General features: G+C 60.0%; 28 protein-coding genes and 1 riboswitch. Of the genes, 19 read left to right on the top strand and 9 right to left on the bottom strand.

Features of this window, described 5'->3' with window-relative positions; translation table 11 throughout:
- Together PHT20_RS10050 and PHT20_RS10045 are read right to left on the bottom strand one after the other, a co-directional pair.
- Positions 1-251: FAD-dependent oxidoreductase (locus PHT20_RS10050; RefSeq protein WP_301020426.1), on the bottom strand; the 251-nt coding region annotated here is incomplete at its 3' end.
- 27 nt (positions 252-278) lie between these two features.
- Positions 279-1,214 carry a LysR family transcriptional regulator gene (locus PHT20_RS10045; RefSeq protein WP_301020425.1) on the bottom strand — a complete coding sequence of 312 codons (936 nt, stop codon included), beginning with the start codon at positions 1,212-1,214 and terminating at the stop codon, positions 279-281.
- A 152-nt stretch (positions 1,215-1,366) separates the two neighbouring features.
- Here PHT20_RS10045 and PHT20_RS10040 point away from each other — a divergent pair, with 152 nt between their 5' ends.
- Together PHT20_RS10040 and PHT20_RS10035 are read left to right on the top strand one after the other, a co-directional pair.
- Complete coding sequence (locus tag PHT20_RS10040; protein ID WP_301020424.1) at positions 1,367-2,068, top strand: pirin family protein; 702 nt, start codon at positions 1,367-1,369, stop codon at positions 2,066-2,068.
- Positions 2,069-2,126: 58 nt separating this feature from the next.
- On the top strand, positions 2,127-2,681 hold the full coding sequence (locus tag PHT20_RS10035; protein ID WP_301020423.1) for a flavodoxin family protein: 555 nt from the start codon (positions 2,127-2,129) through the stop codon (positions 2,679-2,681).
- Positions 2,682-2,867: 186 nt separating this feature from the next.
- Here PHT20_RS10035 and PHT20_RS10030 read toward each other — a convergent pair whose 3' ends face one another.
- The 3 genes from PHT20_RS10030 to PHT20_RS10020 form a co-directional block, all read right to left on the bottom strand.
- A complete protein-coding gene (locus PHT20_RS10030; RefSeq protein WP_301020422.1) occupies positions 2,868-4,133 on the bottom strand; it encodes a pilin in 1,266 nt (421 codons plus the stop codon).
- 45 nt (positions 4,134-4,178) lie between these two features.
- Complete coding sequence (locus PHT20_RS10025) at positions 4,179-4,886, bottom strand: PEP-CTERM sorting domain-containing protein (protein WP_301020421.1); 708 nt, start codon at positions 4,884-4,886, stop codon at positions 4,179-4,181.
- A 115-nt stretch (positions 4,887-5,001) separates the two neighbouring features.
- On the bottom strand, positions 5,002-5,709 hold the full coding sequence (locus tag PHT20_RS10020; RefSeq protein WP_301020420.1) for a hypothetical protein: 708 nt from the start codon (positions 5,707-5,709) through the stop codon (positions 5,002-5,004).
- 41 nt (positions 5,710-5,750) lie between these two features.
- Here PHT20_RS10020 and PHT20_RS10015 point away from each other — a divergent pair, with 41 nt between their 5' ends.
- The 4 genes from PHT20_RS10015 (at position 5,751) to PHT20_RS10000 (ending at position 10,660) form a co-directional block, all read left to right on the top strand.
- Positions 5,751-6,434 carry a response regulator transcription factor gene (locus tag PHT20_RS10015; RefSeq protein ID WP_301020419.1) on the top strand — a complete coding sequence of 228 codons (684 nt, stop codon included), beginning with the start codon at positions 5,751-5,753 and terminating at the stop codon, positions 6,432-6,434.
- 16 nt (positions 6,435-6,450) lie between these two features.
- On the top strand, positions 6,451-8,241 hold the full coding sequence (locus tag PHT20_RS10010; protein WP_301020418.1) for a hybrid sensor histidine kinase/response regulator: 1,791 nt from the start codon (positions 6,451-6,453) through the stop codon (positions 8,239-8,241).
- Positions 8,242-8,355: 114 nt separating this feature from the next.
- Positions 8,356-10,158, top strand: a complete 1,803-nt coding sequence (locus PHT20_RS10005) for a hybrid sensor histidine kinase/response regulator (protein ID WP_301020417.1) — start codon at positions 8,356-8,358, stop codon at positions 10,156-10,158.
- A 97-nt stretch (positions 10,159-10,255) separates the two neighbouring features.
- Positions 10,256-10,660, top strand: a complete 405-nt coding sequence (locus PHT20_RS10000; RefSeq protein WP_301020416.1) for a group II truncated hemoglobin — start codon at positions 10,256-10,258, stop codon at positions 10,658-10,660.
- Between the two features lie 7 nt (positions 10,661-10,667).
- Here the strand turns inward: PHT20_RS10000 and PHT20_RS09995 are convergent, their stop codons facing one another.
- Both PHT20_RS09995 and radC read right to left on the bottom strand, forming a co-directional pair.
- Entirely contained in the window at positions 10,668-11,342 is a 675-nt protein-coding gene (locus PHT20_RS09995; protein WP_301020415.1) for a Smr/MutS family protein, read from the bottom strand.
- A complete protein-coding gene (radC, locus tag PHT20_RS09990; RefSeq protein ID WP_301020414.1) occupies positions 11,342-12,100 on the bottom strand; it encodes a DNA repair protein RadC in 759 nt (252 codons plus the stop codon). The genes PHT20_RS09995 and radC overlap by 1 nt, the downstream gene beginning before the upstream one ends.
- A 97-nt stretch (positions 12,101-12,197) precedes the next feature.
- Between radC and PHT20_RS09985 the strand changes: the two genes are divergently transcribed.
- The 4 genes from PHT20_RS09985 (at position 12,198) to PHT20_RS09970 (ending at position 15,624) form a co-directional block, all read left to right on the top strand.
- On the top strand, positions 12,198-12,662 hold the full coding sequence (locus PHT20_RS09985; protein WP_301020413.1) for an FKBP-type peptidyl-prolyl cis-trans isomerase: 465 nt from the start codon (positions 12,198-12,200) through the stop codon (positions 12,660-12,662).
- 2 nt (positions 12,663-12,664) lie between these two features.
- On the top strand, positions 12,665-13,657 hold the full coding sequence (gene ispH, locus PHT20_RS09980) for a 4-hydroxy-3-methylbut-2-enyl diphosphate reductase (protein ID WP_301020412.1): 993 nt from the start codon (positions 12,665-12,667) through the stop codon (positions 13,655-13,657).
- A 65-nt stretch (positions 13,658-13,722) separates the two neighbouring features.
- Positions 13,723-15,045, top strand: a complete 1,323-nt coding sequence (gene serS / locus PHT20_RS09975; protein WP_301020411.1) for a serine--tRNA ligase — start codon at positions 13,723-13,725, stop codon at positions 15,043-15,045.
- Positions 15,046-15,087: 42 nt separating this feature from the next.
- Positions 15,088-15,624: an ATP-binding protein gene (locus PHT20_RS09970; RefSeq protein ID WP_301020410.1), complete on the top strand. Its 537-nt coding sequence runs from the start codon at positions 15,088-15,090 to the stop codon at positions 15,622-15,624.
- Between the two features lie 77 nt (positions 15,625-15,701).
- Here the strand turns inward: PHT20_RS09970 and PHT20_RS09965 are convergent, their stop codons facing one another.
- A complete protein-coding gene (locus tag PHT20_RS09965) occupies positions 15,702-15,998 on the bottom strand; it encodes a type II toxin-antitoxin system RelE/ParE family toxin (RefSeq protein WP_300080847.1) in 297 nt (98 codons plus the stop codon).
- Positions 15,995-16,291 (bottom strand): addiction module protein, encoded by a 297-nt coding sequence (locus tag PHT20_RS09960; RefSeq protein WP_301020409.1) that lies wholly within the window; start codon positions 16,289-16,291, stop codon positions 15,995-15,997. Before PHT20_RS09960 ends, PHT20_RS09965 begins: the two co-directional genes overlap by 4 nt.
- Before the next feature lie 613 nt (positions 16,292-16,904).
- Positions 16,905-17,000: riboswitch (TPP riboswitch) on the top strand.
- Between the two features lie 69 nt (positions 17,001-17,069).
- On the opposite strand from PHT20_RS09960, the gene PHT20_RS09955 reads away from it, so the two are divergent.
- The 9 genes from PHT20_RS09955 (at position 17,070) to PHT20_RS09915 (ending at position 24,948) form a co-directional block, all read left to right on the top strand.
- Positions 17,070-18,047, top strand: a complete 978-nt coding sequence (locus PHT20_RS09955; RefSeq protein WP_301020408.1) for a thiamine ABC transporter substrate-binding protein — start codon at positions 17,070-17,072, stop codon at positions 18,045-18,047.
- 22 nt (positions 18,048-18,069) lie between these two features.
- Positions 18,070-19,692, top strand: coding sequence for an iron ABC transporter permease (locus tag PHT20_RS09950; protein WP_301020407.1), 1,623 nt, complete (start codon positions 18,070-18,072; stop codon positions 19,690-19,692).
- Positions 19,685-20,341 (top strand): ABC transporter ATP-binding protein, encoded by a 657-nt coding sequence (locus PHT20_RS09945; protein WP_301020406.1) that lies wholly within the window; start codon positions 19,685-19,687, stop codon positions 20,339-20,341. Before PHT20_RS09950 ends, PHT20_RS09945 begins: the two co-directional genes overlap by 8 nt.
- A 95-nt stretch (positions 20,342-20,436) precedes the next feature.
- A complete protein-coding gene (locus PHT20_RS09940; protein ID WP_301020405.1) occupies positions 20,437-21,861 on the top strand; it encodes a coniferyl aldehyde dehydrogenase in 1,425 nt (474 codons plus the stop codon).
- 79 nt (positions 21,862-21,940) lie between these two features.
- Positions 21,941-22,159: a type II toxin-antitoxin system VapB family antitoxin gene (locus PHT20_RS09935; RefSeq protein WP_301020404.1), complete on the top strand. Its 219-nt coding sequence runs from the start codon at positions 21,941-21,943 to the stop codon at positions 22,157-22,159.
- On the top strand, positions 22,159-22,584 hold the full coding sequence (locus PHT20_RS09930; protein WP_301020403.1) for a PIN domain-containing protein: 426 nt from the start codon (positions 22,159-22,161) through the stop codon (positions 22,582-22,584). The genes PHT20_RS09935 and PHT20_RS09930 overlap by 1 nt, the downstream gene beginning before the upstream one ends.
- On the top strand, positions 22,581-23,837 hold the full coding sequence (locus tag PHT20_RS09925) for a lipoprotein-releasing ABC transporter permease subunit (RefSeq protein ID WP_301020402.1): 1,257 nt from the start codon (positions 22,581-22,583) through the stop codon (positions 23,835-23,837). Before PHT20_RS09930 ends, PHT20_RS09925 begins: the two co-directional genes overlap by 4 nt.
- Entirely contained in the window at positions 23,830-24,555 is a 726-nt protein-coding gene (locus tag PHT20_RS09920) for an ATP-binding cassette domain-containing protein (protein WP_301020401.1), read from the top strand. The genes PHT20_RS09925 and PHT20_RS09920 overlap by 8 nt, the downstream gene beginning before the upstream one ends.
- Positions 24,556-24,570: 15 nt before the next feature.
- A complete protein-coding gene (locus tag PHT20_RS09915) occupies positions 24,571-24,948 on the top strand; it encodes a hemerythrin domain-containing protein (protein WP_301020400.1) in 378 nt (125 codons plus the stop codon).
- The last annotated feature ends 58 nt before the right edge of the window (positions 24,949-25,006 follow it).

Genomic DNA, 25,006 nt, shown 5'->3' with positions numbered 1-25,006 from the left:
CGTTTGCACAGCTCGGGGGTGGCTTCAAGCGCTTGCACAAAGCGTTTGTCGCGGGCGGTGAAATACTGCGCGCCGTGGTCAAACGAGCCAAAGGCGCTGTCGCGGGTGGCCATGCGCCCGCCCAGGCCACGGCTTTTCTCGAACAGCGTGACACGCTGCCCGGCTTGCACCAAGGCACGGGCGCAGCTGATGCCAGCCATGCCCGCGCCAATGATGGCAAAGTGTTTGGAAGAGGTTGTGTTTTTCGTCATGAGTTACTCCAGTGAATGTGACCGACTTTACACGCCCCGGTGCCGCTCCAGCAGCGCACTGCGGGTGGTGGCGCTTTGCAGCTGACCCAGCCACCACTGCAAGGCGCGGCCAGCGCCGTGGTTGCTGGCGCGCCAGGCGTAGTTGACGCGCACCGAGCGCGCTGGCTGCTGGGTGGTTTTCACCACCAGACGGCCACTGTCGATGTAGGGGCCGGCCATGCATTCGGGCACCGAGCCACAGCCCAGGCCACGCAGTTGGGCATCCAGCTTGTCTTGCATGGTGGCCACGGTCAACACGTCTTGCCCGCCCAGCAGCCCAATGGTGACGCCGTTGCCACGGCTGATGGTGTCGGCCACCGCCACCGCGCGGTGCTGGCGCACCAGGTCGTCGGCCAACGGTTCGGGCGCGCTGGCCAGCGGGTGGTGCGGCGCCACCGCGTAGACAAAGCGCACATCGCCCAGCGGCAGCGCTTGCAGCGTGCTGGTGGACACCAGGTCAGCCACGCCCAGCGCCAAATCAGCCTGGCCGCTGGTCAGGGCTTCCAGCGTGCCTGACAGGGTTTCGTCGCGCAGCCGAATGCGGGTGGGTGGCTGGCTGGCCAAAAAGCTGTCGCACAGCTCCATCACGGTGGCTTTGGCAATGATGCTGTCGATGGCAATGGTGAACTGCGGCTCCCAGCCGGTGGCCACGCGCTTGACGCGGTTGGCCACGGCCTCCAGGTCTTGCAGCAGGCGCTCGCTCTCGCGCAGCAGCTCCCGCCCGGCCGGGGTGGGTTTGGCCTGGCGGGCACTGCGGTCAAACAGCAGCACATCCAGCGCATCTTCCATCTGGCGCACGCGGTAGGTCAGGGCGCTGGGCACCATGCCCAGGTCACGCGCGGCAGCGGCAAAACTGCCGGTGCGGGCAATGGTTTGCAGCATTTGCAACGCATCAGGGGTGAGGACTTGGCTGGCAGTTTGCATGGTGTGGGCGCTTTGCTTCAAATAAATTGAATGATGCCATCAATTTCACTGTGCCACATGGCGCGTTGAGGCACGGAAAATTCAGCCATCGATGTTCAGCTTGAACCGCACGCCCTGAACCCAACCGCCTATTGTTTGAAGGAGAACCCATCATGCTGACCCTGCGACCCTCTCAAGAGCGCGGCTATGCCGACCATGGCTGGCTCAAGTCGTACCACAGCTTCTCGTTTGCCGGGTACTACGACCCTGCCCACATGGGCTGGGGCAATTTGCGCGTGATCAACGAAGACTGGATCGCCCCCGGCATGGGCTTTGGCACGCACGGCCACCGCGACATGGAGATCATCACCTACGTGCTCGCGGGCGAGCTGGCGCACCAAGACAGCATGGGCAACGTCAAAGGCATTCCGCCGGGCGACGTACAGCGCATGAGCGCGGGCACCGGCGTGCAGCACAGCGAGTTCAACCACGCCCCTGACAGCACCACGCATTTGTTGCAAATCTGGATTGAGCCCAACCAGCGCGGCGTGCCCCCCAGCTACGAGCAAACCACTTTTGCCAGCGCCGCCAAGCAGGGGCGCTTGTGCCTGGTGGCCTCGCCTGACGCAGCGCAAGGCTCGGTCAAAATCCAAGCCGATGCCTGGCTCTATGCGGGGTTTTTTGAGGCCGGGCAAACTGCGCACCTGTCTTTGCCAGCGGGGCGCAAAGCCTATGTGCATCTAGTGCGTGGCGCGCTGCAGGTCAATGGTGTGACGCTGACCACGGGAGACGCGGCCTTGCTGGCCGATGAGTCTGAAGTGGTGCTGTCAGAAGCGGATGCCGCCGAGGTGCTGGTGTTTGATTTGCACGCCTGAAAAAAGGTTGGTTTATTTCTGTGTTGGTTTTATTTTCAATTTCAAAAGGAGTTTTCTCATGGCAACAGTAGCAGTGGTATGTCATTCGGGTTACGGCCACACCCTGCGCATGGCGCAATCGGTGGCCGCAGGTGCGGATGCTGATTTGGTCACCATTGACGGCGACGGCAATGTGTCTGACGACGGCTGGGCCACGCTCAACGCGGCCGATGCCATCATCATGGGCAGCCCCACCTACATGGGTAGTGTGAGTTGGCAGTTCAAAAAATTTGCCGACGCCACCAGCAAACCCTGGTTTGGTCAAGCCTGGAAAGACAAGGTGTTTGCTGGCTTTACCAACAGCGCCACCATGAACGGCGACAAACATTCCACACTACATTACCTGTTTACCCTGGCCATGCAGCACAGCGGCGTGTGGGTCGGCACCGGCCTGATGCCCAGCAACAGCAAGGCCGCCCAGCGCAACGACATCAACTATGTGGGCTCATTTGCTGGTGCCATGGCGCAGTCGCCCTCTGACGCGTCCGCCGAAGACATGTTGCCCGGCGACCTGGAAACCGCCCGCCTGTTTGGCCAGCGCGTGGCGCAAATCACCGCCCAGTTCAAGCGCTGAGTCAGCCCCATACCAGCGGCACAAATGAATGGCAAAGCTGCACATCAGCTCCAAAGACAAACTGCGGGGTGGTGTGTTGCTCGAATGCCAAAGCGTGCTAATCGCGCATTCAGCCACGGCAGCTTGACGGCAGCGGCATACCCCTCGTGGTTTGATTTGACTTTTGACCGGTAATGATCTGATGCGTTATTTGCAGTTACTCGGCAAATATTTTGAATCAATCTTAGCGAAAAGCCCAGGACCACCTGAAACACAAGTCCAGGTGATACGTCCGTTATTGAGCGTGGCAACCAAGGATAGAAACTTATCGGTCAGTTCTGGATGACCAGCACCGGTAACTGTCAAATAGCCAATATTGCTATTTCCACGCCAAGTCACGTTTGAAACGTACTTTGATGAGTGTGCTGGAGCCACATAGCATGTATCACAAGGAACGAACCCATTGTTATTGAGTGCAACCCATTCCTCCACTCCTATGCGCCCAGGGGTTGCTGCCAAAATAAGTTCTGTAGCTTTTGAACGGATTGTGTAGGCTTGATAACTTGGCAAAGCAACAGAAGCCAGAATGCCAATGATGGCCACCACAATCATCAGCTCGATCAAGGTGAATCCGCCTTGCCTTCGGCGCGGAGACGTGTTGGAACTTGTGGCATTGACATCCAAGGTGGCCGGGTGCGCATCAGCGTGCGCAGCTGTTGCCAAGGTGCCAGCTGCCCTTGAGCGGCGACGGCTGATGGCTCCCACCACCCCTAAACCAAGCAGCAACATGGCGTAGGTTTCGGGCTCGGGCACTGGGGCCATCACATCACCAGCATGCACAGCCAAGGCATAAATCTGAGGGGATTTAACGGCGGCATCCTGGCCACCATCCCAGGTATTGAAGTACCACGCGCGGTTGGGATCAGGCGCGTACTCTGTACCGATCCAGTAGTAGCTGGACTGCATGTTCTGAAAACTACCTGCGTTGGTCAGACCGAAACCCGCTTGCTCTGCACCACTGGTATTGAAGTAAGCCTTGTTGCCCAGAGTGTTGTAAAACAGGCTGGCCATTTCACTGGTGGATGTGGTGGAGTTGTAACCACAGTCAGTGCCGACGGGTGACAAATTGCACCCCGGCGTGCCAGTGTCAGTCATGGTGGGCAAGCGCCAGCCGCTGATGGTGTTGCCACCACTGCCGGTGCTCAGGTTAGCGGCCCAAGCAGTCGCAGTGTCCCAGGTCATTTGCCTGTTGGCGTTGGCATCGCGGAGCCAGGTGACCCCTAGCGTGGTGTCATACAAGTACACCGCGCTGACATCGGTGGCAACAACGGCATTGCGGTTGATGTCACGCCCTAACAATGTGGTTTCCCAGCTACCTTGACCTGACACGGATTGAGCCTCTGCGGGCAACACACAGGCCAGCGACAGGACAGTGGTGGTGACTGCCGTACCAAAGAGCGAAGTGAATTTCATGCGTAGGATCTCCAAAAACAACAAACCACTAAAACGCGCCAACTTTCAATTGACCTGATTCGCCAAAGACCCATGCGCCCTTGAGCGGCGACAGCTGATGGCACCAACCACCCCCAGGCCAAGCAGCAACATGGCGTAGGTTTCGGGCTCGGGCACTGGGGCCATCACATCACCAGCATGAACAGCCATGGCATACAACGAGTCGCTCTTGTAGGCGGCAAGCTGGGTGCCAATGCCGTTATTGAAGTACCAAGCAGTAGGTCTGGAAAGGTTAGGCGCGAACTCTGTACCGAGCCAGTAGCCGTTGGGTTGCAAGTTTTGGAAGCCACCTGCATTGGTCAAACCATAACCTGCTTGGACTGCGCCACTGGTGTTGACATATGCCTTATTGCCCAGGGTGTTGTAAAACAGGCTGGCCATTTCGCTGGAACTACCGGGCACGTTGTAACCATAATCCGTGGTGCCGTTGCTACTTATGTTTGTATTTGGGTTGGCCACCGTCATGGTAGGCAAGCGCCAGCCGGTGACACCACCCACATTCAGGCCACTGGCCCAGGCATTGGCTGTATCCCAGGTCAATGCCCCACTGGCCATATCAAGCCATGTCACGTTCAGTGTGGTGTCGTAAAAGGCGTTGGTAGCACCAGTGCTACCAATGTCACGCGCTTGCAAAGCCGCCTGTGCGGGCAGCATGCAGGTCAGTGACAGGATGATCATTGAGGTGGATGTGCCAAAGAGCGAAGTTAGTTTCATGCGGGAGTTCTCCATAACAAACAAACGTAAACGGGTTAGGTGCAAATTTCAGGAGCCGATGCTAGGCAGTACAGCGGTTTTTGGAAATGGTCTGTTTAGACCAGGTGGCACAGGTTTAATTAAGGGAAGCGTCCCATTTATGCCATTGCCTAGACGTTGTCGGATCAATCAAACCGGGGTGTACCTGTGACGACCCACAACCGCCCCTGTGATGCCAACCAGTCAGCAGCATGGCGCAAGTTACCGGCTCTGGTACAGGCGTTACCGAGGTCAAGAGTATTGAGTCTCCACCAGCCGTACGAAGCGTAAAGCCGCTTGTGGCGGTGGGTGTACTTGCTGATGAACCATTGCTAAACACATTAAAGTCCCCGACGGTCGAAGGAAAAGCACCTGAACCCCATGCCCCCTCCGGATTCGCCTGTCCAAACCACTCACGATTCAGATCCAAAATTCCGCCAGCTGTGTTGATGAAAAAAGTACTGAAATCCGACAGGCCAAACGTACCATTTCCGCCAGATGATCCAGTGACGGTGATGCTCAATGCCGACAAAGCCGACATTCCAGAAAAAGAAGTAAAACCTGGGTTATTGAGGCATGCCGTATCAACGGTAAAGTAGCCCGTGGCAGACGCACCATTACCAAATGAAGCGCCGCTCCAAGTCAGGTTGAATGTCTTGTAAGTTGCAAGTACATGAGCCAAGCTGCCGAAAAAAAGACTGGTTGACATTGAAGTGGTCTTAAATAAATGTAGAAAACCAATTTCCAAAATGTGTGCAGCACCAAGCATTTGAGCAATAAGAAAGGGTAGCGTCCCCTTTTTCATATCGCAAACGTGCGTGGGGCAGGCGCAAATTTCGGGGGTTGATGCTAGGCCGGGCAGCAGCTTTTGGAAATGGTCTGTTTAGACCAGAGGGCACAGGTTTTTCGGGTGGTTTAATACGCGCCATGGTTTCGCCACGCATCCTGCTCATTGATGATCACGCTATGTTTCGCGCCGGCTTGTGCATGGTGATTGGCGGCGCCTTGCCTGGCGCGTGCATCTTTGAAGCAGCCACACTAGAGTCCGCCCTATGCAACGCACCCGATGCGCTTGATGTGGTGCTGCTCGACATTCAGCTCAAAGGCACAAGCGGCCTGGAAGGCTTGAAGCAGATCAAGCACAAGTGGCCGCAGATGCCGGTGCTGATGTTGTCGTCACAAGACGAGCCACACACCCAGCGGCTGGCGTTGGCTCGGGGTGCCGCCGGTTTTGTGTCGAAAGCCGAAGCGGCTGACAACATCATTGCCGCCATTGAGTTGGTCTTGCGCGGGGAATTGGCCGCAGCCACACTGCCAGATGACAGCCCACCAACACGCCAACTGACACCACGCCAGCGCGAGGTGCTAGACCTGCTGCACCAGGGGCTGTCAAACAAACTCATTGCGCGGCAACTGGCGCTGTCAGACAACACTGTGCGCCGTCATGTGCAAGACATTCTGGAGTTTCTGGGTGTTTTAAGCCGCTCGGAAGCCGTGTTTGTGGCTCGCAAACAGGGCTTGTTGAGCTGACAAATCTGGTTGCCTAATGAGACTCCGCAGTAACCCACTACGCCTTGCCGATGAGCGTATTTTGGTAGAGCAGCTGCGCGCGTTGATGCTGGGCACGCTCACTACCGGCATTCCTATCACAGGCGTGGTTGTATTTTTGGTTTGGAGCTTGTCCAATGCCAACAATGCTTTGATTTTGAGTGCGTGGGCGGTGCTGGCATTGCTGAGCCACTTGAATTTTCAATTGTTTACACGACGCTGCATGGCAGCTGGCATTGCCGCTGATCAAACGCACCGAACGGTGTGGATTTTGATGCTGTTGAGCGTCATTGGCGGGGTCATTTGGGCTGGGTTGGCCTGGATCGCATTGGGCAATGTTGGCTTGTCAGGCAATTTATTGGTGCTGGTTGCGATTGCAGCCATGGCCAGTGGCAGCGCTTCCTCGCGTTCGCCCGTGCTACCAGTATTTGCGGCCTACATTGTTCCAAACCTGCTGCTGACCGCGCTGAAAATGTGGCAAATCGAGGAGCGCGACCCGGTGTATGTGGCGTTGGGAGCAGCCTGCATTTTGTACATGTTCGGCCTGCTTGGCCAGGCACGAAGCAATGCAAAAACCATCCGCACTTCCATCGAGTTGCGCTTTGAAAACATCGACCTACTGGACAAACTGCGCCGTGAAACCGAGCTGGCCAAGCTTGCCCGCACGCAAGCCGAGCAAGCCCAGCGCGAGGCCGAACACGCCAACGCAGCCAAGTCCAAATTCCTGGCCGCAGCCAGCCACGACTTGCGCCAGCCCATACACGCGCAAGGCTTGTTTCTGGATGTGCTGTCACGCACATCGCTGGATGCGCGCCAGCACCAACTGCTCGACAGTGTCCATGCCGCCGCCGCCGCATCGTCTGACATGCTCAACACACTGCTGGATTTCTCGCGCATTGATGCCGGGGTGATTGAGCCACAGCTCGCTCCGTTTCGAGTGCAGTCGTTGCTCAACAAGATAGAGCGCGAGTTTGAGCCTCAGGCCGATGCCAAAGGCTTGCGCTACCGATCGTGCGAAAGTGCGCTGGTGCTGCAGTCTGACCCGGCCCTGGTTGAGCTGATTTTGCGCAACCTGGTCTCTAACGCCATCCGTTACACCGAGCGTGGGGGCTTGCTGGTGACCTGCCGCCCGCGCGGCGCGCAGGCAGTGCTGGAGGTGTGGGACACCGGAATCGGCATACCGTTGGCGCAGCAGCAAGAGGTCTTTCGGGAATTTCACCAGTTGGGCAATCCACAACGTGACCAGCGTAATGGTTTGGGCTTGGGGCTGGCCATTGCGCAAGGATTGGCGCGCACGCTGGGCCACCCGCTCACATTGAAGTCCACCGAGCACCAGGGTAGCCGATTTCAACTGGCTTTGCCATTGGCCACAGAAACCTTGACTGACCAGGTGATCAATCCTGAGTTGGGTATGGACCAATTGCGCAACGTGCGTGTTCTGGTGCTTGAAGATGATGAGGCCGTTCGCCACGGCATGCTGCAGTTGCTGCGAGATTGGGGTTGCCAGTGCGAGGGAGCGCCAGACCAGGACGAGGCGTTGGCAAGGGTGCAGATCTTTATGCCACAAGTGCTCATCAGTGACTACCGGCTGCGCGAGGAGCGCACCGGGGTGCAAGCCATTGCCGCCCTGCGTGCAGTGCTGGGGGCAGGTTTGCCAGCCTTGCTCATTACCGGAGACACCGCACCTGACAGGTTGCGGGAAGCCTTGGCTAGCGGCACCACATTGCTGCACAAACCGCTGACACCCCGGCAGCTGTACCGAGCGCTGGTGAGCGAGCTGCAGCTGTAAAGCAGCGCCAGACTTGGCGTGCGCAAACATTCGCCCTGCGTTGTGTGCATCTCCTTTTGTTAGCATCGTGGTGTGAGCCAAGGGCTGGCGCACTCACAACACTCAAGGGGATGGATGAACGCTGAATTTGGGTTGCAAGATCGTGCCCGCCACGTGCGCGCTGCCAGCACCATTGGGCTGTGGGTGGGGGGGCTTTTTACCGTGTTCAACCTGCTGCAGCCAGACCTGCGAACGCTCGGGCTGATTGAGCTGGCTGCGGTGCTGCTGCTGGTTGCCCCCTCGTTTTTTTTCAGCCGCCTGTCTAGCCGGGTGGCCTTGGCCGAGACCTTGCTGTTGCTGGCCAGCGCGGTGATTTTTGGCGCACTCATTGTGGCTGGTGGCATTCAGGGCACCGGTTTGTTTTGGGTCTACACCCTGCCGTTTTTGGCCTTTTTCTTGAAGGGCGAGCGCTTGGGCTGGGTCTACAGCTTGGCCTTTTTAGCGGCTGTGGCGCTTTATTTTGGGGTGCAGCAGCCCACCTGGTCTGCGGCTTACCCGCACCCGCCTGTGGTCGCGCTGCACTTTGTGCTGTCTTTGGCGTTTTACACCCTGGTGGCTGCCGCGTTTAACCATGTGCGCAGCCGGTACGAGACGCAGTTACAGCAGGGCAAGGCACAAGCCGAAGCAGCTTATGCCTCCAAATCGCGCTTTTTGGCGGCTGCCAGCCACGACCTGCGCCAACCCGCGCACGCTCTGGGGCTGTTTGTGGCCACCTTGAAGCAGCGCCCACTGGACGCCCAAAGCACCGAGCTGGTGCAAGGGGTGGAGTCTTCAGTGCGTGCACTGCAAGACATGCTCAACGCCTTTTTTGACTACTCCCGGCTCGACGCGCCCCAACTGGCCGTGACGCCCAAAGCCTTTCCCGTCAACCCCTTGTTTGAGCAGTTGCACAACAGCTTTGCCGCTGTGGCAGCAGGCAAGGGCTTGCGTCTGCGCTTGCGCCCAAGCCCGCTGTGGCTGCAGACTGACCCGGTGCTGCTGCAGCGCGTGCTGCTGAATCTGGTCAGCAACGCGGTCAATTACACCGAAACCGGTGGCGTGCTGGTGGCCTGCAGGCGCGCGCAGGGCGGGCAAGCGGTGCGCATCGAGGTCTGGGACAGCGGTCTGGGCATTGCACCTGAGGAACAGTCCCAAGTCTTTGAAGAGTTCTACCAGGTGGGCAACGGTGAGCGCAACCGGGCCAAGGGTTTGGGGCTGGGCTTAAGCATTGTGCGGCGCACCTGTGAGGTGCTGCAGTTGAACCTGACTTTGCGCTCGGTTCCTGGCAAGGGCTCGTGTTTTGCACTGGAAGTGCCTCGGGCGTTGTCACCCGCTGCCAGTGCAGCCCCGCCATCACCTGGCTGGCCGCTGCAGTCGCTGGCCTTTTTTGCCCCTGACTTGGCACATGTTGCTGAACCCCTGGCCACACCCGCCGCTGCTGCAACCACCGCCGCCTCAAGCCTGCCAGCGTCTGACTTGCAGGGCATGCATGTGCTGCTGTTGGAAGACGACGTCTTGGGCGGTGACGCGTTGGTAGCATTGCTGCAAAACTGGGGCTGCCGCGTGAGCCGTGCTGAGAGCGCTGCGGCCGCTTGCGAGCTGGCGCGCCAATGTGGTGCGGTGGATGTGCTGGTCAGCGACTACCGCCTGCCCGGCCCGCACACCGGGCTGGACGCCGTGCGCATGCTGCGGCCAATCTTGGGGGACATGCTGCCCGCCTGCATCATCAGCGGCGACACCGCATCTGAGGTGCGCGCACAGGTGCAAGCGGCTGGCCTGGTGCTGTTGCAAAAGCCGGTGCGCCCCGCCAAGTTGCGCAGTGTGTTGCGCCATGCTGGGCGTGCACAAACGCCCCTGGCTGCAGCGGATGAAAGCGCTAACCCGTGCCCTAACTTGTAACCTGAACCCCCGTAGGATGGGCTTCAGTTCGTTATGATAGACTTAATTTTTATAGCTGCTCACGCATATTCCATAAGCTCTAGAGGCCAATTTGACCATGAACATTGAAGAAAAAGCAGACTTTACCACGCCGTTTGAATGGATCGGTGGCGAGGCGCGGGTGCAAGCCTTGGTCAACCGCTTTTACGACCTGATGGCGCTGGAGCCTGCCTATGCCCAGCTGCGCTCGGTGCACGGCCACACGCTGGATGACGCACGGCAAAAGCTGTTTTGGTTTTTGTGCGGCTGGCTCGGCGGGCCGCAGTATTTTGTTGAACGCTTTGGCCACCCCCGGCTGAAGCAGCGCCATATGCCGTTCAAAATTGGCTTGGTTGAGCGCGACCAGTGGCTGGCTTGCATGGCGCAAGCCATGGCCGAAGAAGCGCTGCCGCAGGGGCTGCAAGACAAGCTCAAAGCCGCATTTTTTCAGACCGCAGACTGGATGCGCAACCAGCCCGGATAACCTGCCCTCAAGCCCGGCTGGTCATCAGCAGCACCACCAGGGCACCGGCGCCGCCATCGGCTGGTTTGGCCTGCACAAAGGCCAGCACCTCGTTTTTTTGCACCAGCCAGCTGTGTACCCGGCTTTTCAGCACCGGCGCTTTGCCGGGTGAGCCCAAGCCCTTGCCATGCACCACGCGCACGCAGCGTATGCCTTGCTGATGCGCTTCGCGGATGAAGAGGCTCAAGGCCTCGCGTGCCGCATCGCGGCGCAGGCCGTGCAGGTCAAGCTGGCGCTGAATGCTCCAGTCGCCGCGGCGCAGCTTGCGCGTCACGTCCGGGCCAATGCCGGGGCGGCGAAAGCTCAGGTGTTCGTCCACTTCCAGCAGGGTCGAGACATCAAACTCGTCGCTGATGGCTTCTTTCAGCACCGCTTTTTCATCTTTTTGGTACTGCATGGTCAGTGGTACGGTGCGCACTGTTTTGTGGAGCACCTTGCGCTTGTCTGGCAAGGGTTTGACGGCGCCTGCGGCCTTGACAAAGAGGTCTTTGTCGGTGGCCGCTTGCTTGACCGCCTTGGCCTGTGTGCTGATCTGCAGGGCGCGCTGTTTGGCTTGTGCGGCGATGGCTTTTTTGACCACTTTCAGGTCGCTCAAGGCGGTGACTTTGACTGCCGCTGCGGTGGGCTTGGGCGCATGCGGCATCACAGCAAGCCCCGCTCGGCCATGCTCAAGGCCTCGCCTGGTGCCACGATCACGTGGTCTAACACCCGCACGTCAATCAGCGCCAGGGTGGTTTTCAGGGTTTGCGTGAGCATTTCATCGGCGCGGCTGGGCTGCACGCTGCCGCTGGGGTGGTTGTGCGACAGCACCACGGCGCTGGCCTGGTGGTGCAGGGCGCGCAACACCACTTCACGCGGGTAAACGCTGGTTTGGGTCAGGGTGCCCTGAAACATTTCATCGAGCGCAATCAAGCGGTTTTGCACATCCAGAAACAGCACCGCAAACACCTCATGCTTGCGCTGTGACAGCTGTAACTGCAGGTAGTGCTTGACGGCGTCTGGGGTGTCAAACACCGTGCGCTCTTGCAGCCGCTGCGTCATGGCGCGGCGTGCCAGCTCCAGCACCGCCACAATTTCAGAGCGCTTGGCCGGCCCCAGCCCTTTGACGCGCTTGAGGTCGTCTGCGGTAGCGTCCAGCAGCCCGGCCAGCCCGTCAAAACCGGTGGCAACAGGCGTGGGGGTGGCGTTTTCAGCAACACCGGGCACTGCGCCAGGCTTGGTGCTGGGGGCGGCCGCAGGTTTGAGCTTGAGCAGCTCGGCCGCCATCTGCAGCACGCCTTTGCCTTTGATGCCAGTGCGCAGCAGCAGTGCCAACAGCTCCACGTCGCTCAAGGCGGCAGGGCCGCGCGCGAGCAGCTTTTCACGCGGGCGGGCATCGGGGGGCAGGTCTTTGAGTGGCATGTGTGGGCAATGGGCTGGCTTTTACAATGCTGTGCAGTTTATGCCGCCCCACTTGGCCAACTGCCCAAGTAGGGTCTCAACGCAACACCATCACACCATGTCCACAACGCCTCCCACCATTGCCCCCGGCTCGTTTTTAACCTTGCACTACCGCTTGAGCGGCCCTGCGGGCGACGTGGTCAACACCTTTCACGCCGCACCTGCCACCCTGACGCTGGGCACCGGCGAGCTGGCACCGGCGGTAGAAGCCCGCCTGATGGGGCTGGCCGAGGGCACCCGCACCACGCTGGAGCTGCCCGCGGGCGAGGCGTTTGGCCCGCGCAGCCCCGACATGCTGCAGTGGTTGTCACGCAAAGAGCTCAATGCCCTGGGTGGCGTGGGTGAGCAGTTTGCGGTGGGCGAGGTGGTCAAGTTCCCCACGCCTGATGGCCAGGGCGAATTTGCCGGGGTGATCAAAGAATTTCGCACCGACGCCAAGGGCGAAGCCGTGTTGTTTGACTTCAACCACCCGCTGGCTGGCCAGCCGGTGACGTTTGAAGTGCTGGTGATTGGGGTGCTGTGAGCATGCCCCAAGCACCTGCCCACCTCACGCCTGCCACGCCCGTGCTGGACGTGCTGCTGGCCGAGCCCCGTGGCTTTTGCGCCGGGGTAGACCGCGCCATTGAGATTGTGGAAAAAGCCCTGGCCAAGTTTGGCGCGCCCATTTACGTGCGCCATGAAATTGTGCACAACACCACCGTGGTGAACGACCTGAAAGCCAAAGGCGCTATTTTTATAGAAGCGCTTGAAGCAGTGCCTGCGGGCGCTACGCTGGTTTTTTCTGCCCATGGCGTGAGCCGTGCGGTGCAGCAGGAAGCCAGCCGCCGTGGTTTTCAAATCTTTGATGCCACCTGCCCACTGGTGACCAAGGTGCATGTGGAAGTGGCCAAGCTGGCCAAAGAGGGCTTTGAGTTCATCATGATCGGCCACAAAGGCCACCCCGAGGTGGAGGGCACCATGGGGCAGCTTGACGGCGGCATCCATTTGGTCGACAGCGTGGCCGATGTGGCGCGCATCACCCCCACGCAGACCGACAAACTGGCGGTGGTGACCCAAACCACCCTGAGTGTGGACGATGCTGCCGACATGGCCGCCGCCATCAAGGCACGTTTTCCCAAAGTGCGCGAGCCCAAGCAGCAAGACATTTGCTACGCCACGCAAAACCGCCAGGATGCCGTCAAGCTGATGAGCCCGCAGGTGGATGTGGTGGTGGTGGTGGGCAGCCCGACCAGCTCCAACAGCAACCGCCTGGCCGAAGTGGCGCGCAAGCTGGGTACCCCCGGTTACATGGTCGACACCGCGGCTGATTTGCAAGCCAAGTGGTTTGAGGGCTGCCAGCGGGTGGGGCTGACTGCCGGGGCCTCGGCGCCTGAGATTTTGGTCACGCAAGTCATCGAGCGCCTCAAAGCGCTGGGCGCAGTGTCGGTGCGCCGCTTGCCAGGCGACCCTGAGAACGTCAAGTTCCCCTTGCCCAAAGGGCTGCGAATCGACGCCACAGACGACCTTGAATCAATTTAAAATTCATAGCTACTCACGCAATATCAACGGGCGCTAGAGCCTTATTTCTTATATAAAACCTTATCATGCTAGACCTGACCCTGCTGCGCAAAGACCTGACCCAAGTGATCGCCCGCCTTGAAACTCGCAAGCGCCCACAAGCCTTTTTGAATGTGGAAGCCTTCAGCGCGCTGGAGGCCGAGCGCAAAACCATCCAGGTGCGCACCGAGGCACTGCAAGCCCAGCGCAATGCGTCAAGCAAGCAAATTGGCCAGCTCAAAGCCAAGGGCGCCACCGGTGCCGCTGAAGTAGAGGCTGTGATGGCGCAGGTGGCGGGCATCAAAGACGAGCTGGATGCCTCGGCCAAGCGTCTTGACCTCATCCAGCTGGAAATGCAAACCTTGCTGCTGGCGGTGCCCAACCTGCCACACGAGAGCGTGCCGGTGGGGGCTGACGAACACGCCAATGTGGTGGTGCGCAGCTGGGGCACGCCCAAAGCCTTTGACTTTGCGGTCAAAGACCATGTGGACGTGGGGGAACCTTTGGGTCTGGACTTTGCCATGGGTGTCAAGCTCACCGGCGCCCGCTTTACCGTGATGAAGGGGCAAATTGCCCGCCTGCACCGTGCCCTGGCGCAGTTCATGCTGGACGTGCAGACCACGGAGCACGGTTACACCGAGTGCTACACACCCTACATCGTCAACGGTGAAACCCTGCGCGGCACCGGTCAGCTGCCCAAGTTTGAGGGCGATTTGTTTGCTGCCAAAAAAGGCGGGCAAGAGGGTGAAGAGCAGCCTGACCACACCGCGCTGTATTTGATTCCTACCGCCGAAGTGCCCTTGACCAACTTTGTGCGCGACGTGGTGGTGGCCGAATCTGAGTTGCCGATCAAGCTCACTGGCCACACGCCATGCTTCAGGTCAGAGGCAGGCAGCGCCGGGCGCGACACCCGTGGCTTGATTCGCCAGCACCAGTTTGACAAGGTGGAGATGGTGCAAATTGTTCACCCCGACACCAGCTACGACGTGCTGGAGCAAATGACCGGCCATGCCGAGGCCATTTTGCAAAAGCTGGGTTTGCCCTACCGGGTGATGAGCCTGTGCACCGGCGACATGGGCTTTGGGGCGGCCAAAACCTACGACCTGGAGGTCTGGCTGCCAGCGCAAAACACCTACCGCGAAATCAGCTCGGTGAGCAACTGCGAAGCCTTTCAGGCGCGCCGCTTGCAAGCCCGCTTCAAGAACGCCCAAGGCAAAAACGAGCTGGTGCACACCTTGAACGGCTCCGGCCTGGCGGTGGGCCGCACGCTGGTGGCGGTGCTGGAAAACTACCAAAACGCCGACGGCTCTGTCACCGTGCCGGAGGTCTTGCGGCCGTATCTAGGTGGCTTGGCAGAGCTCAAAGCCTGAGCGACTGAACTAAGGGCTTGTAAAGCAATAACCGGCTGTGCGATGGCCGCGCCCCAGTTGATTGCCTTGGTGGGTGCCGAGTGCACTGGCAAAACCACCCTGGCGCAGGCGCTGGCGGCACATTTTGGTGGGCTGTGGGTGCCTGAGGCATTGCGCGAATTTTGCCAACAGCAGCAGCGCACGCCGCGGGCAGATGAACAAGCTGCCCTGATGCGGGCGCAATTTGACCAAGAAGAACGCATCACAGCGCAAGCCAAGCAAGCCGGTTGTGCCTGGGTGTTTTGCGACACCACGCCGCTGACTACCGCGGTTTACAGCGCCTACTATTTCTCAGACCACGCGTTGCTGGCCAGTGCCCATGCGCTGCAGAGTCGCTATGCCTTGCACCTGGTTCTGCACCCAGATGTGCCCTGGGTGCCCGACGGCCAGCAGCGCGACGGAGCTTCTGCCCGCCAAGCCGTGCACGCCATGCTGCAGCAGCAGTTGCAAACCCGGCATTACCCGTGCATCGACATCAAAGGGCAGGGCGCTGACAGATGGGATGCCGCGGTGTCGGCTGTGTTGGCACTTTTGTATTGATGGGCGGACTCAAGTCCAACCCTGTCAACTCAAACTTTCAGGTGTTGCTTTGAAGCTGTGAAGGACTGAGGCATGAATCAAACACGACTATGCCAATACCCAGGCTCACGGCTTTGATGAGCCACCGCAAATATCTGCGGACCCAGCGTTTGATTTTCTTCGTACACCACAGTGAAGGGAAATCGGTTGAAGTGGTAGATGCGCAGCCCATCTTCGCCATGCGCGCCGCATTGTTGATTTTTCATCAGCAACTCAACGACTCTTTTGAATTCAGCAAGGAACGCATTAGCAATATTTGCGCTAGCGTGGGTGGCGTAGAACTCAGCCGCATCACCAAGTTCTGCTTCGGCATCGGGATGAATACCGTAATTCAAGCGATCCTTGCCTTGATGCGCAACATGGCATCTGCACCATTGACCATGGCAACTTCACCCGTTCTGATTTGTTCGCGGCGTTGTAGTGCCAGATTCATCCATGCTTTTTGAGGGTCTGGTTGGGGTTCAAAACTGTTCAGCAGCAGTTCGAGGATTTTGGCGCGATCTTGTGCCGAGAGTTCAAGCACTTCTGCAGCTAACTCTTGTACTTGCGGGGGCATAAGGATTCCTGTGGGTTTGATGCATGAAAACGACTGTTTTTTCATTCTACTTTTTCGCTCAGAAAAGGTCATTTTTTTTCTGTTGAATGCGGATGTCATTCACTGGGGTGTGGTCGGGGGGGAGTTTTAACCCGGCAGGGCGACTGGGTCAGGGGCGTGCGGTTTTGGGGTGAAAGCACGCGCGGGGCTAATCGCCTTGGTACGCCAGCTCCTCTTTCGCGCGCATTTCACGCAGTAGCCCGGTCCCCTGACCCAATCACCCTGCCTCACTTGGTTTGGACTCGAATATTTATAAGAAATCAGCCTGTAGCCCATGTATGACAAGCGTAACCAGCTATTAATTTTGCTATTTCTGCCAGCACAACAGCCACACAGATAAGGCGTGGTGGTTGGGTCAGGTGACCGGGCTTTGGGGGCAAAGGCGCGCGCAAGTGGTGAAGGGCGAACCGAGGCCTCAGCCCCGCGCGTGTTTTGCCCCCAAAACCGCACGCACCTGACCCAGCCGCCGCGCCGTGCCAGTGCCGCCAAAGCAGCAATGCACCAGAGCCACCGGGTGCGATTCACACTGATGTGTTGTGCGTTTCACTCCCTCTCCCTCTGGGAGAGGGAATAAATCCACATCAGTTTGAATCGCACCCAGAGCCACTAAAGCAGCTGTGCCAGAAACCCGGCGTCACTACAATCCAAACCTCACCGGGGGTGTCTGGCGCAAGCCGGGCTGAGAAAGTCCCCATACCTGATCTGGATCATGCCAGCGTAGGGAGCGTGAAGGTTTTGGAGTCGGGCCCCGCCTTGGGGTGCTGTCTTTCACGCCAACGCTTCTGATGTTGGCGCACTGAAAGGCCTTGCCATGAACCGTCGTCACTTTGCTTTTGCCGCCACTGCGCTGGCTGCACTGAGTTTTTCTAGCCTGTCACTTGCTGCCGATGAACTGCGGGTGATGGTGCACAGCTCATTTGCCCTGCCCAAACCGCTGCTGGCCGATTTTGAAAAACAGGCTGGGGTCAAGCTGGCGCTGATCAAGGGCGGCGATGCCGGTGAAATGCTCAACAAACTCATTTTGACCCGTGCCAACCCGGTGGCCGATGTGGTTTACGGCATTGACAACACCCTGCAAGCCAAAGCGCACGCAGCTGGTGTGCTTGATGGGGCGCTGCAGCCTGTGGATTATGGCTACGTCACTCTTAATTTTGATAAAACCGCGATGGCCAAAAATGGCTTGGTGCTGCCCACCACCCTGCAGCAACTGACCCAACCCGCCTACAAAGCTGCGCTGGTGATGCCAAACCCGGCCACCAGCAGCACCGGCTATGCGTTTTTGCTGGCCACCATTGCCGGGCTGGGTGAAGAACCGGCCTTTGCCTGGTGGGCGCAGATGCGTGCCAACGGCTTGAAAGTGGCCAAAGGCTGGAGCGAGGCTTACTACACCGACTTCACCCGTGGCGGCGGCGCCCAGCCCATGGTGGTGAGCTATGCCACCAGCCCGGCCGCCGAAGTGTTTTACGCCACTGAAAAACGCACCCAGTCGCCCACTGGCAGCCTGACCCTCAAGGGCGGTGTGTTCAAGCAGACCGAAGGCGTGGCGCTGCTCAAAGGCGGCGGCCAGCGTGCGGCGGCGTTGAAGTTCATCGACTTCATGCGCTCAGGCCCGGTGCAGCAAGCGCTGCAAACCGAGATGTGGATGTACCCGGTGTTGCCTGGCACGCCACGGGCACCTGTGATGCAACACGCCACTGAGCCCACCCAGTTTGAAACCTTGCCGGTGCAGACCATGGCCGACAAAGGGTCGCAATGGGTGGCACGCTGGACGCAGGTGGTGCTGAAGTAGCGCGAACCTAGATGCCTCAATTTTGAGCACGCCCACCCGCAACCCGTTGCGCAGTTTCTGGCTGGGCGTGTTGCCCGCCGCCGCCTTGCTGGTGCTGCTGTGTGCCCCGTTGCTGCGCTTGCTGTGGGCGGGGTGGAGCGGTGAAGCACGGCAGTGGCTGGCGGCCCCCGCCCCCGCATCGCTTTGGCTGCCTTGGCAAGACGCTTACCTGCGCTGGCGCGTGGGCTGGTCGGTGGCGCAGGCGGGCATCACTTGCGGCTTGGCTTTGGCCATTGGCCTGCCGCTGGCCTGGGTGCTGGCACGTTTTGAGTTTACCGGGCGTGCGCTGGTGCTGCGCTTGTTGATGCTGCCGTTTGTGGTGCCCACGCTGGTGGCGGGCTTGGGGGTGTTGGCGCTGTGGGGGCCGCATGGTTTGCTCAGTGGCTGGCTGGGTGTGAACTTGCAAGACACGCCCTGGCTGCTGCTGTATGGCAACCTGTTTTTTAACCTGTGTTTGGTGGTGCGCGCCGGGGCGGACGCGCTGGGGCAGGTCAACGCCGCGCAGGTGGCGGCCGCGCGGTCTTTGGGTGCTACCCCCTGGCGGGCGTTTTGGCGCATTGAGTGGCCGGCCATTGCGCCGTGGCTGATGTCAGCACTGTGCTTGGTGTTTTTGTATTGTTTTGCCGGGTTTGGCCTGGCGCTGGTGCTGGGTGGGCAGCGTTATGCCACGGTAGAGGTTGAGATTTACACCCTGGTGGCGCACGAGCTGCAGTTGGGGCAAGCCAGCGTGCTGGCGCTGTGGATGCTGCTGCTCACTGGCGCTGTGGCGATGGTCTATGCCTGGCTTGAAAAACGCATGGCGGCACCGGCGCGGGTGCAGCCCGTGCTGCGCCATGTGCCACATGGCGTTTGGCAGTGGCTGGCGCTGTTGGCTGCGCTGGCGGTGTTGGGGGTGCTGTGCGGCTTGCCCTTGGTGGCCATTGTGTGGCGGGCGCTGGCTGTGGACGAGGCCGCCTGGGCGGCACTGGTGGAGCCTGAAGTGCTGGCTGCGTTGTGGAACACCTTGCGTTTTTCAGCCGTGGCACTGGTGCTGGCCACGCTGCTGGGGGTGTTGCATGCGCTGGCAGCGCAGCGCTCGGTGCTGTGGCGGGCGGCGGCGTTTTTGCCGTTTGTGGTGTCGCCGGTCACGGTGGCGTTTGGCTTGCTGCTGCTCTACCCCGGCTGGACGGCCAGCTTGCCACTGCTGTTGGCGGCCTATGCGGTGCTGGCTTACCCGTTTGTGGCCAAAGCCATGTCGGCTGGGCTGGACGGTTTGCCGCCCCATGTGCTGCAAGCAGCGCGCACTCTGGGCGCTGGCCCGTGGCGCTGCTTTTGGCGAGTCACCTGGCCGCTGCTGCGCCCGGCGCTGCGCCGGGGCATGGCGTTTGCGGCAGCCACGGCGCTGGGCGAGTTTGCGGTGACGCTGTTTTTGTCGCGCCCCGAGTGGGCCACCCTCACCACCTTGATTTACCAACGCTTGGGTCACCCCGGTCAGGCCAGTTTGGATCAAGTTTTTGTGCTCTCATGCTTGCTGATGCTGCTTGCGTTGCTCTCTTTTTTGGTGATTGAATGGCCCCGCCCCAACACTGCGGCGCGGCCGCTTGCCAGGGAGCTGTCCCATGCTTGAGTTGCGTCACATCAGTCAAAACTATGCCGCCAGAGCGCTGCTCAAAGACATTGATCTGCGCGTGTCGGCTGGGGAAATTGTGGCGCTGCTGGGGGCGTCGGGCAGTGGCAAGAGCACTTTGCTCAGCATCGTGGCGGGGCTGCAGCCGCCGCGTGCTGGGCAGGTCTGGTTTGATGGCCACGACATCACCACCCAGCCACCCGAGCAGCGCCGCTTTGCCCTGATGTTTCAAGACTTTGCGCTGTTCCCGCACCTCAACGTGCAAGACAACGTGGCTTTTGGCTTGATCGAGAAGCGCCTGCCCAAGCCCCAAGCGCGTGCCCAGGCGCTTGGCATGCTGGGGCTGATGGGCTTGTCCAGCCACGCGCAGCACAAGGTGTGGCAGCTCTCTGGCGGCGAGCAGCAGCGCGTGGCGCTGGCACGCGCTTTGATCACCCAGCCTCGCGCTTTGCTGCTGGATGAGCCTTTTTCGGCACTCGATGCCGACTTGCGCAGCAGTTTGCGTGACGAGTTTCGCAGCCGCATTCAAGCCGCTGGCATGCCCACATTGCTGGTCACCCACGACGAGGCCGAAGCCCAAGCCATGGCCGCGCGTGCCGTGCGTTTGGTGGACGGTTTGCTGCAGCCGCTTTGGTATAGGGCTGGCTAATTTAGAGCGACTGTTTCAAACGGCGCTGGGTTGCTGCGGCGCGCATGGGTTGGGCATAAACTGCCTTCATGACAAACAGCATCTCACCTGACCCCATGTCTTCCCCCCTCATTGAATCTGTCACAGAGCCGCTGGCGCGCGTGCTGGCATTGCAGCGCCAGGCCTATGCGGCGCACCCTGTGCCCACTTATGCCCAGCGTCGGGCCGATTTGCTGACGCTGCAGCGCTTTGTGCGTGAGCACAAAGACGCGCTGTGTGCGGCCATCAGTGCGGACTATGGCCACCGCAGCCGCCACGAGACGCTGCTGGCCGAGGTGTTTCCGGTGGTTGATGGCGTGGATCATGTGCTGGGCGAACTGCGCAGCTGGATGAAGCCGCAGCGCCGCAGTGTGGACTGGCGCAACTTTTTCGGTGCCCGCAACCGGGTGCTGGCGCAGCCGTTGGGCGTGGTGGGGGTGATCGTGCCGTGGAACTTTCCGCTCAATTTGAGCCTGATCCCGCTGACCTACATCTTTGCCGCCGGCAACCGTGCCATGGTCAAGATGAGCGAAAACTCGCGCCACCTGGCGGCCTACCTCATTGCACACATGCCGGCCTACTTTCCGCCAGAAAAGCTGCAGTTTTTTGATGAAACCGGCGGTGTGGGGGTGGCATTTTCCCAGCTCAAGTTTGACCACCTGTTGTTCACCGGCTCCGGGCAAACCGGTCGCGCCGTCATGGCCGCGGCCGCGCGCAACCTGTGCCCGGTCACCCTTGAGCTGGGGGGCAAAGCCCCGGCCATTGTGTGTGACAGTTTTCCTTTGCACACGGCGGTAGAGCGCATCATGTTTGTCAAGCTGCTCAATGCCGGGCAGATATGCACCACGGTCGACCACGCCTGGTTGCCCACAGCCAAGGTAGCCGAATTTGTGACCCTGGCACGCGCCATCGTGGCGCAGCGCTACCCCACGCTTGACTCATCCGACTACACCAGCATCATTGACCAGCGCGCGTTTGATCGGCTGCTGGCCGCGCTGGCGCAAGCGCGTGCCCGGGGTGCGGAGGTGATTCCGTTGCTGAATGGCCCCGCCTTTGATGCCGCCAGCCGCAAAATTGCCCCGCATCTTGTGCTGAACGCGCCCGCCGACTGTGACCTGATGCAACGCGAGATTTTTGGCCCTGTTCTGCCGCTGCGCAGTTACACCGACTTGGCCGAGGTGGTGGCTGCAGTCAATGCCGGACCGCGGCCGCTGGCCATTTACCCGTTCAGCCATGACGCGGCGCAGGTGCAGCACCTGATTGACCACGTGATGTCGGGCGGCGTGTCGGTCAACGACGCGCTGTTTCATGTCGGCCAGCACGACTTGCCGTTTGGTGGCGTGGGCGACTCTGGCATGGGGCACTACCACGGGCATGAAGGCTTTGAAACTTTTTCCAAAATGCGCCCGGTGTTCTACCAGGCACGTTGGAGCTCACTCAAATTCCTGTGGCCGCCCTACGGCAAGTTGGCCGACCGGGTGTTGTCGTTTTTGATTCGGTAAACCCCAAACCCTGGCTGGCAAGGCGGGGCGCCACAGCTGCCGCCTATACTTGCCTGCTGATTTGTGTAGGAGTTCACACATGGCGACCAACTTGGCATTGAATGACGATTTGATTGAAGAAGCGCGCCAACTGGGGGGGCATCGCACCAAAAAAGAGGTGGTCACGCAGGCGCTGCTTGAATACGTGCAGCGCAGGCGCCAAGCGGGGTTGATTGACTTGTTTGGCACGATTGAGTTTGATGATGCATTGGATGCCAAAGCACAGCGCCACGTGGCGCGCACGCCCCTGGCTGATTGATGAAAGTGCTGGTAGATACCTCGGTGTGGTCGCTGGCATTGCGTCGGCCTAAGGGGGCGTTGCTTGTGGCTGATCAAGTCTTGGTCGACGCCCTGGCTGACTTGGTGCGGGACGGTCGCGCGGTGCTGATGGGGGCCATTCGTCAAGAAGTGTTGAGCGGCATCAAGTCTGCTTCACAATTTGAGTTGTTGCGCAGCAGCTTGGCGGCGTTTGACGATTTGACTCTGCCGGCTGTGGTTTATGAGGCAGCAGCGCAGGCCTTTAACGTGTGCCGAGCCCATGGTGTGCAGGGCTCCAACACGGATTTTTTGATTTGCGCGGCTGCTTTGCACCATGCGCTGCCTATTTTTTCAACCGATGGTGATTTTGTGAGCTACCAGCGTTGGTTGCCCATTCAGCGCTATTGGCCAACCACACACTCATGAACCTTCCGTTTGAACTCCTTCTGGGCTGGCGCTACACCCGCGCTGGCCGCGCCACCCGGCGCAATGGCTTTATTTCCTTCATCTCAGGGGTGTCGATGCTGGGCATTGCGCTGGGGGTGGCGGCGCTGATCATTGTGCTCAGCGTCATGAACGGCTTTCAAAAAGAGGTGCGCGACCGCATGCTGGGGGTGGTGTCGCACATCGAGATTTTTGCCCCCAATGGCGCTGCCTTGCCCGATGTAGAGCGCACACTGGCGCAAGTCAAAGCCCACCCCAAGGTGCTGGGTGCTGCACCTTTCATAGCTACTCAAGCACTGCTGGCAAGGGGGGAGGACATGAAAGGCGTGATGGTGCGGGGCATTGAGCCGACCCTGGAGCCGAGCGTGAGCGATGTGTTTGCCCAAGCCAAACTATCGGTGCTGACGCAGCTGGTGCCGGGGGAGTTTGGCGTGGTGTTGGGCGCTGAGCTGGCGCGTGCCTTGGGCGTGATCAAGGGCGACAAAGTCACGCTGGTGGCACCCAGCGGGCAGATCACCCCGGCTGGGGTGATCCCGCGGCTGAAACAAATGACGGTGGTGGGCACGTTTGATTCGGGTCACTTTGAGTACGACTCGGCGCTGGTGCTGATGCACATGGCCGATGCCGCCCGGGTGTTCCGGCTGGAAGGCGCCACCGGGGTACGCGTCAAACTGACCGACCTGAACCTGGCACGCGCTGTGGCGGCTGATTTGGCCGCCAGCCTGACCGACCGCCTGTTGATTCGCGACTGGACGCGCCAAAACCGCACCTGGTTTGCCGCTGTGCAGCTGGAAAAACGCATGATGTTCATCATCCTCACGCTGATCGTGGCGGTGGCGGCCTTTAACCTGGTCAGCACGCTGGTGATGACGGTCACCGACAAGCGTGCCGACATTGCCATCTTGCGCACGCTGGGCGCCAGCCCGGCCAGCATCATGGGTATTTTTGTGGTGCAAGGTGCCATGGTGGGGGTGATCGGCACGTTGGCAGGTTTGGCACTGGGCTTGGGCGTGGCGTTCAATATTGACGTCATCGTGCCCGCCCTGGAGCAGGCTCTGGGCGCCACCTTTTTGCCGCGCGACGTGTACCTGATCAGCCGCATGCCGAGCGACCCGCAGCAGGGCGACATTGTCCCGATTGCCGTTATTTCACTGGTGCTGGCTTTTGCTGCCACGCTGTACCCCAGCTGGCGTGCCAGCCGTGTCAACCCAGCGGAGGCACTGCGCTATGAGTAACGCTAACACGCCGGTCGCGCCTCAGCTGGTGCTCAGCGCCCGTGGCTTGACCAAACGCTTTACCGAGGGGCGGCTGGATGTGACCGTGCTGCAAGGGGTGGACCTGGACGTGCGCGCTGGCGACACCCTGGCCATTGTGGGTGCTTCAGGATCTGGCAAAAGCACACTGCTGCACTTGTTGGGCGGGCTGGATGCCCCTAGCAGTGGCTCGGTGCAGCTGTTGGGGCAAGACTTGGCGCTGCAAACGGCCGCAGTGCAGGGGCGCCTGCGCAACCAGTACCTGGGTTTTGTCTACCAGTTTCACCACTTGTTGCCAGAATTCAGCGCCCTGGACAATGTTGCCATGCCCTTATGGATTCGGCGTGTAGCGCCCGCAGATGCTGTGCTGGCAGCTACAAAAATGCTAACAAGTGTGGGGCTGCAAAACCGCTTGCACCACCGCCCGGCAGAGCTCTCAGGCGGCGAGCGCCAGCGCGTGGCCATTGCCCGGGCGCTGGTCACACAGCCTGCCTGTGTGTTGGCAGATGAGCCCACCGGTAACCTGGACCGCAGCACGGCGCACGGCGTGTTTGACCTGATGCTGAACCTGGCCAGCAGCCAAGGCACCGCGTTTGTGATGGTGACCCACGACGCCAGTTTGGCAGCACGCTGCGCGCGCCCATACACTTTGGTGCAAGGGCTCTTGTCTGCGCCGCAGCAAGGTGTTCGCAACAGTTGATGAAAGAAGGTTGGAATGAAAATTGAGTGGTTGGAAAGTTACAAATTAGGCGTGCCCGAGGTGGACGACCTGCGTCAAAAACTGTTTGTTTTGACCAATGAATTTTTGGCCTCAGACGACTTGATGGTGCTGCGCCCGGTGATCGTGGCCTTGTACAAGCAAGCCCGGGCGCAGTTCGAGCTTGAAGAAGCCTTGATGCAGCGCGCCAATTACCCTGACCTGCCCGCCCATGCCGAGCAACACCGCCAGTTGCTTGATCAGCTGATGTCGCGCAGCATGGACGTGGGCAAAGGCCACATGAACAAGCCCGCGATTGCGGCGTTGATGAAGCACTGGGCCAGTCAGCACGTGCCTCATGAGGATGCGGCTGTGGCGGCGTTTTTGGCTGGGTAACGTGAAAGAACACGCATTGCGTTCTGAAATAAGCCGCCCTACTAAAGGCAAGGACAGT

Origin of the sequence: Rhodoferax sp. (assembly GCF_028715765.1) — a bacterium.
Taxonomy (GTDB): Bacteria; Pseudomonadota; Gammaproteobacteria; order Burkholderiales; family Burkholderiaceae_C; genus Rhodoferax.
This window is presented reverse-complemented; position numbering and strand designations above follow the sequence as displayed.

What these genes read in the sequence shown, in the direction of transcription:
- PHT20_RS10045 (WP_301020425.1), bottom strand. Translation starts at nt 1,214, where the DNA reads ATGCAAACTGCCAGCCAAGTCCTCACCCCTGATGCGTTGCAAATGCTG.
- PHT20_RS10040 (WP_301020424.1), top strand. Translation starts at nt 1,367, where the DNA reads ATGCTGACCCTGCGACCCTCTCAAGAGCGCGGCTATGCCGACCATGGC.
- PHT20_RS10035 (WP_301020423.1), top strand. Translation starts at nt 2,127, where the DNA reads ATGGCAACAGTAGCAGTGGTATGTCATTCGGGTTACGGCCACACCCTG.
- PHT20_RS10030 (WP_301020422.1), bottom strand. Translation starts at nt 4,133, where the DNA reads ATGAAATTCACTTCGCTCTTTGGTACGGCAGTCACCACCACTGTCCTG.
- PHT20_RS10025 (WP_301020421.1), bottom strand. Translation starts at nt 4,886, where the DNA reads ATGAAACTAACTTCGCTCTTTGGCACATCCACCTCAATGATCATCCTG.
- PHT20_RS10020 (WP_301020420.1), bottom strand. Translation starts at nt 5,709, where the DNA reads ATGAAAAAGGGGACGCTACCCTTTCTTATTGCTCAAATGCTTGGTGCT.
- PHT20_RS10015 (WP_301020419.1), top strand. Translation starts at nt 5,751, where the DNA reads ATGCTAGGCCGGGCAGCAGCTTTTGGAAATGGTCTGTTTAGACCAGAG.
- PHT20_RS10010 (WP_301020418.1), top strand. Translation starts at nt 6,451, where the DNA reads ATGAGACTCCGCAGTAACCCACTACGCCTTGCCGATGAGCGTATTTTG.
- PHT20_RS10005 (WP_301020417.1), top strand. Translation starts at nt 8,356, where the DNA reads ATGAACGCTGAATTTGGGTTGCAAGATCGTGCCCGCCACGTGCGCGCT.
- PHT20_RS10000 (WP_301020416.1), top strand. Translation starts at nt 10,256, where the DNA reads ATGAACATTGAAGAAAAAGCAGACTTTACCACGCCGTTTGAATGGATC.
- PHT20_RS09995 (WP_301020415.1), bottom strand. Translation starts at nt 11,342, where the DNA reads ATGCCGCATGCGCCCAAGCCCACCGCAGCGGCAGTCAAAGTCACCGCC.
- radC (WP_301020414.1), bottom strand. Translation starts at nt 12,100, where the DNA reads ATGCCACTCAAAGACCTGCCCCCCGATGCCCGCCCGCGTGAAAAGCTG.
- PHT20_RS09985 (WP_301020413.1), top strand. Translation starts at nt 12,198, where the DNA reads ATGTCCACAACGCCTCCCACCATTGCCCCCGGCTCGTTTTTAACCTTG.
- ispH (WP_301020412.1), top strand. Translation starts at nt 12,665, where the DNA reads ATGCCCCAAGCACCTGCCCACCTCACGCCTGCCACGCCCGTGCTGGAC.
- serS (WP_301020411.1), top strand. Translation starts at nt 13,723, where the DNA reads ATGCTAGACCTGACCCTGCTGCGCAAAGACCTGACCCAAGTGATCGCC.
- PHT20_RS09970 (WP_301020410.1), top strand. Translation starts at nt 15,088, where the DNA reads ATGGCCGCGCCCCAGTTGATTGCCTTGGTGGGTGCCGAGTGCACTGGC.
- PHT20_RS09960 (WP_301020409.1), bottom strand. Translation starts at nt 16,291, where the DNA reads ATGACCTTTTCTGAGCGAAAAAGTAGAATGAAAAAACAGTCGTTTTCA.
- PHT20_RS09955 (WP_301020408.1), top strand. Translation starts at nt 17,070, where the DNA reads ATGAACCGTCGTCACTTTGCTTTTGCCGCCACTGCGCTGGCTGCACTG.
- PHT20_RS09945 (WP_301020406.1), top strand. Translation starts at nt 19,685, where the DNA reads ATGCTTGAGTTGCGTCACATCAGTCAAAACTATGCCGCCAGAGCGCTG.
- PHT20_RS09940 (WP_301020405.1), top strand. Translation starts at nt 20,437, where the DNA reads ATGTCTTCCCCCCTCATTGAATCTGTCACAGAGCCGCTGGCGCGCGTG.
- PHT20_RS09935 (WP_301020404.1), top strand. Translation starts at nt 21,941, where the DNA reads ATGGCGACCAACTTGGCATTGAATGACGATTTGATTGAAGAAGCGCGC.
- PHT20_RS09930 (WP_301020403.1), top strand. Translation starts at nt 22,159, where the DNA reads ATGAAAGTGCTGGTAGATACCTCGGTGTGGTCGCTGGCATTGCGTCGG.
- PHT20_RS09925 (WP_301020402.1), top strand. Translation starts at nt 22,581, where the DNA reads ATGAACCTTCCGTTTGAACTCCTTCTGGGCTGGCGCTACACCCGCGCT.
- PHT20_RS09920 (WP_301020401.1), top strand. Translation starts at nt 23,830, where the DNA reads ATGAGTAACGCTAACACGCCGGTCGCGCCTCAGCTGGTGCTCAGCGCC.
- PHT20_RS09915 (WP_301020400.1), top strand. Translation starts at nt 24,571, where the DNA reads ATGAAAATTGAGTGGTTGGAAAGTTACAAATTAGGCGTGCCCGAGGTG.